Origin of the sequence: Escherichia sp. E14V7, from assembly GCF_004212225.1 — a bacterium.
Taxonomy (GTDB): Bacteria; Pseudomonadota; Gammaproteobacteria; order Enterobacterales; family Enterobacteriaceae; genus Escherichia.
The window spans coordinates 1-4,508 of sequence record NZ_RHJJ01000032.1; the positions used below are offsets into that span (position 1 = coordinate 1).

Annotated in this window: 4 protein-coding genes, 4 tRNA genes, 1 rRNA gene and 1 pseudogene; 8 read left to right on the forward strand and 2 right to left on the reverse strand. The window is 47.8% G+C overall.

The window, feature by feature from the left end:
* Positions 1 to 67: 67 nt before the first annotated feature.
* The 3 genes from rrf (at position 68) to birA (ending at position 2,308) form a co-directional block, all read left to right on the forward strand.
* Positions 68 to 183 (forward strand): 5S ribosomal RNA (gene rrf, locus D9741_RS23215).
* Between the two features lie 134 nt (positions 184 to 317).
* Complete coding sequence (gene murB / locus D9741_RS23220) at positions 318 to 1,346, forward strand: UDP-N-acetylmuramate dehydrogenase (protein ID WP_130210845.1); 1,029 nt, start codon at positions 318 to 320, stop codon at positions 1,344 to 1,346.
* A complete protein-coding gene (gene birA, locus D9741_RS23225) occupies positions 1,343 to 2,308 on the forward strand; it encodes a bifunctional biotin--[acetyl-CoA-carboxylase] ligase/biotin operon repressor BirA (protein ID WP_130219570.1) in 966 nt (321 codons plus the stop codon). The genes murB and birA overlap by 4 nt, the downstream gene beginning before the upstream one ends.
* A 28-nt stretch (positions 2,309 to 2,336) precedes the next feature.
* On the opposite strand, the gene coaA is transcribed toward birA, so the two are convergent.
* The gene (gene coaA, locus D9741_RS23230; RefSeq protein WP_130219568.1) at positions 2,337 to 3,287 is read right to left on the reverse strand and encodes a type I pantothenate kinase; all 951 of its coding nucleotides are present in this window, start codon (positions 3,285 to 3,287) and stop codon (positions 2,337 to 2,339) included.
* Between the two features lie 192 nt (positions 3,288 to 3,479).
* A pseudogene (locus tag D9741_RS23860) lies at positions 3,480 to 3,630 on the reverse strand (hypothetical protein); the annotation flags it as partial.
* Between the two features lie 19 nt (positions 3,631 to 3,649).
* Here D9741_RS23860 and D9741_RS23235 point away from each other — a divergent pair.
* The 5 genes from D9741_RS23235 to D9741_RS23255 form a co-directional block, all read left to right on the forward strand.
* Positions 3,650 to 3,725, forward strand: a tRNA-Thr gene (locus D9741_RS23235).
* Between the two features lie 8 nt (positions 3,726 to 3,733).
* Positions 3,734 to 3,818 (forward strand) — tRNA-Tyr (locus tag D9741_RS23240).
* Positions 3,819 to 3,934: 116 nt separating this feature from the next.
* Positions 3,935 to 4,009, forward strand: a tRNA-Gly gene (locus D9741_RS23245).
* 6 nt (positions 4,010 to 4,015) lie between these two features.
* Positions 4,016 to 4,091: transfer RNA gene (locus tag D9741_RS23250), tRNA-Thr, on the forward strand.
* Between the two features lie 114 nt (positions 4,092 to 4,205).
* The coding region (locus D9741_RS23255; protein ID WP_000031688.1) for a GTP-binding protein at positions 4,206 to 4,508 on the forward strand (303 nt) is incomplete at its 3' end.

A 4,508-nucleotide genomic window follows, 5' to 3' on the forward strand; every position in this document is an offset into this window, starting at 1 on the left:
AACCGGTTCCCGCGCCCATAACCCCTGGGGGCTGGCAATTGTGACTGCGCCCAATGTGGTACTGGCAACGGGCGGCCGTAGCGCGGTGGTCCCACCTGACCCCATGCCGAACTCAGAAGTGAAACGCCGTAGCGCCGATGGTAGTGTGGGGTCTCCCCATGCGAGAGTAGGGAACTGCCAGGCATCAAATAAAGCGAAAGGCCATCCTGACGGATGGCCTTTTTGCGTTTCTACAAACTCTTCCTGTCGTCATATCTACAAGCCATCCCCCCGCAGATACGGTAAACTAGCCTCGTTTTTGCATCAGGAAAGCAGCTATGAACCACTCCTTAAAACCCTGGAACACATTTGGCATTGATCATAATGCTCAGCACATTGTATGTGCCGAAGACGAACAACAATTACTCAATGCCTGGCAGCATGCAACCGCAGAAGGACAACCCGTCCTTATTCTGGGTGAAGGAAGTAATGTACTTTTTCTGGAAGACTATCGCGGTACGGTGATCATCAACCGGATCAAAGGTATCGAAATTCATGATGAACCTGATGCGTGGTATTTACATGTAGGAGCCGGAGAAAACTGGCATCGCCTGGTAAAATACACTTTGCAGGAAGGTATGCCTGGTCTGGAAAATCTGGCATTAATTCCTGGTTGTGTTGGTTCATCACCTATCCAGAATATTGGGGCTTATGGCGTAGAATTACAGCGAGTTTGCGCATATGTTGACTGTGTTGAACTGGCGACAGGCAAGCAAGAGCGTTTAACAGCTAAAGAGTGCCGTTTTGGCTATCGTGACAGTATTTTTAAACATGAATACCAGGACCGCTTCGCCATTGTAGCCGTAGGTCTGCGTCTGCCAAAAGAGTGGCAACCTGTACTAACGTATGGTGACTTAACTCGTCTGGATCCTACAACAGTAACGCCACAGCAAGTATTTGATGCGGTGTGTCATATGCGCACCACCAAACTCCCTGACCCAAAAGTGAATGGCAATGCCGGTAGTTTCTTCAAAAACCCTGTTGTATCTGCCGAAACGGCTAAAGCATTACTGGCACAATTTCCAACAGCACCAAATTACCCTCAGGCGGATGGTTCAGTAAAACTGGCAGCAGGTTGGCTTATCGATCAGTGCCAGCTAAAAGGGATGCAAATGGGGGGGGCTGCGGTGCACCGTCAACAGGCGTTAGTTCTCATTAATGAAGACAATGCAAAAAGCGAAGATGTCGTGCAACTGGCACATCATGTAAGACAGAAAGTGGGTGAAAAATTTAATGTCTGGCTTGAGCCAGAAGTTCGCTTTATTGGTGCATCAGGTGAAGTTAGCGCAGTGGAGACGATTTCATGAAGGATAATACCGTTCCACTGAAATTAATCGCGCTGTTAGCGAATGGTGAATTTCACTCTGGCGAGCAGCTGGGTGAAACGTTAGGAATGAGCCGGGCGGCTATTAATAAACACATTCAGACACTGCGTGACTGGGGCGTTGATGTCTTTACCGTTCCGGGTAAAGGATACAGCCTGCCTGAGCCCATCCAGTTACTTAATGCTGAACAGATATTGAGTCTGCTGGATGGCGGTAGTGTAGCCGTGCTGCCAGTGATTGACTCCACGAATCAATATCTCCTTGACCGTATCGGAGAGCTTAAATCTGGCGATGCCTGCGTTGCAGAATACCAGCAGGCTGGCCGTGGTCGTCGTGGTCGGAAATGGTTTTCGCCTTTTGGCGCAAACTTATATTTGTCGATGTTCTGGCGTCTGGAACAAGGCCCGGCGGCGGCGATTGGTTTAAGTCTGGTTATCGGTATCGTGATGGCGGAAGTATTACGCAAGCTGGGTGCAGATAAAGTTCGTGTTAAATGGCCTAATGACCTCTATCTGCAGGATCGCAAGCTGGCAGGCATTCTTGTGGAGCTGACTGGCAAAACTGGCGATGCGGCGCAAATAGTCATTGGCGCCGGGATCAACATGGCAATGCGTCGTGTTGAAGAGAGTGTCGTTAATCAGGGGTGGATCACGCTGCAGGAAGCGGGGATCAATCTCGATCGTAATACGTTGGCGGCCATGCTAATACGTGAATTACGCGCGGCGCTGGAACTCTTCGAGCAAGAAGGATTGGCACCTTATCTTTCTCGCTGGGAAAAGCTGGATAATTTTATTAATCGCCCAGTGAAACTTATCATTGGTGATAAAGAAATATTTGGTATTTCACGCGGAATAGACAAACAGGGCGCTTTATTGCTTGAGCAGGATGGAATAATAAAACCCTGGATGGGCGGTGAAATATCCCTGCGTAGTGCAGAAAAATAAGAAAGGGGAGCATTAGCTCCCCTGAAAATTATTTGCGTAGTCTGACCTCTTCTACAGCATGATTAGCACTCTTTGTCAGGATTAAACTGGCGCGCTCGCGAGTAGGTAGAATATTTTGCTTTAAGTTCAGCCAGTTGATCTCTTTCCACAACGTCATGGCAGTCTTAATCGCTTCTTCTTTAGTTAATTTCGCGTAGTTATGAAAATAGGAATCCGGGTCTGTAAAAGCCCCTTCGCGGAATTTCAGAAAACGGTTGATATACCATGTCTGAAGTAAGTCTTCCGGAGCATCAACATATATCGAAAAATCGACAAAATCAGAAACAAATACATGATGTGGATCGTGTGGATAATCCATCCCGCTCTGTAAGACATTTAACCCTTCAAGAATTAAAATATCAGGCTGAACAACAGTTTTATCTCCACCCGGGATCACATCATAAATAAGATGCGAGTAAACAGGTGCTGTAACGTTTGGCACGCCGGATTTGAGATCGGAAACAAACTTCACCAGACGATGCATATCATACGATTCCGGGAAGCCTTTCTTCTTCATTAGGCCACGTTCTTTAAGTACTTTGTTGGGATGAAGAAAACCATCGGTGGTGATCAGTTCAACACGACGGTGTTCCGGCCAACGGCTTAATAGTGCCTGTAACACACGAGCAGTCGTACTTTTCCCTACCGCGACGCTACCAGCAATACTGATAATGTAAGGAATGCGTTGTCCGTTAGTGCCAAGAAACTGTTCCAGAACAGCCTGACGGCGCAGGTTCGAGCTTATATAGAAGTTCAGCAAACGCGATAAAGGCAAATAAATCTCGGCAACTTCTTCTAACGAGAGATCTTCATTTATACCTTTGAGACGGGCGATCTCATCTTCCGATAACGTCATAGGTACGGAATCACGCAGAGCTGCCCACTGGTTGCGGTCAAACTGTAGGTAAGGCGTCATTAACGTTTGCTCTTTTATACTCATAAGCATGTTTCTGGCGGTCATAGCTCTATCGGCAAAGCGATATTTGCCATGGCGCGTCACAGTTCTGTTGAATGGGTTAATGGGCAGGAGGGTAACACCAGATGGGGAGGAATAATAAGAAAAAATCTCTTCCAGGAAGCTATCGTTGAAAAGCAATGTGACAGATATTCCATCTGATAAAAAGAATTGTGTTTTAGCTGGCGCGCATTGTTAATGCAGAGTGATGCTGGAAAAGTATGCTAATCTGCTCGCAATTCGGCTGTTTATTCATCGTGTTGCGCAAAATGTGACCAATAAAACAAATTATGCAATTTTTTAGTTGCATGAACTCGCATGTCTCCATAGAATGCGCGCTACTTGATGCCGACTTAGCTCAGTAGGTAGAGCAACTGACTTGTAATCAGTAGGTCACCAGTTCGATTCCGGTAGTCGGCACCATCAAGTCCGGTGGGGTTCCCGAGCGGCCAAAGGGAGCAGACTGTAAATCTGCCGTCACAGACTTCGAAGGTTCGAATCCTTCCCCCACCACCAATTTCGGCCACGCGATGGCGTAGCCCGAGACGATAAGTTCGCTTACCGGCTCGAATAAAGAGAGCTTCTCTCGATATTCAGTGCAGAATGAAAATCAGGTAGCCGAGTTCCAGGATGCGGGCATCGTATAATGGCTATTACCTCAGCCTTCCAAGCTGATGATGCGGGTTCGATTCCCGCTGCCCGCTCCAAGATGTGCTGATATAGCTCAGTTGGTAGAGCGCACCCTTGGTAAGGGTGAGGTCGGCAGTTCGAATCTGCCTATCAGCACCACTTCTTTTCTCCTCCCTGTTTTTTCCTTCTGTTTATTGCATTCAACAAGTCGGGCATGTTGCCTGGTTGATGTGGTGATATCACCGATTTATCCGTGTCTTAGAGGGACAATCGATGTCTAAAGAAAAGTTTGAACGTACAAAACCGCACGTTAACGTCGGTACTATCGGCCACGTTGACCATGGTAAAACAACGCTGACCGCTGCAATCACTACCGTACTGGCTAAAACCTACGGCGGTGCTGCTCGCGCATTCGACCAGATCGATAACGCGCCGGAAGAAAAAGCTCGTGGTATCACCATCAACACTTCTCACGTTGAATATGACACCCCGACCCGTCACTACGCACACGTAGACTGCCCGGGGCACGCCGACTATGTTAAAAACATGATCACCGGTGCTGCTCAGATGGACGGC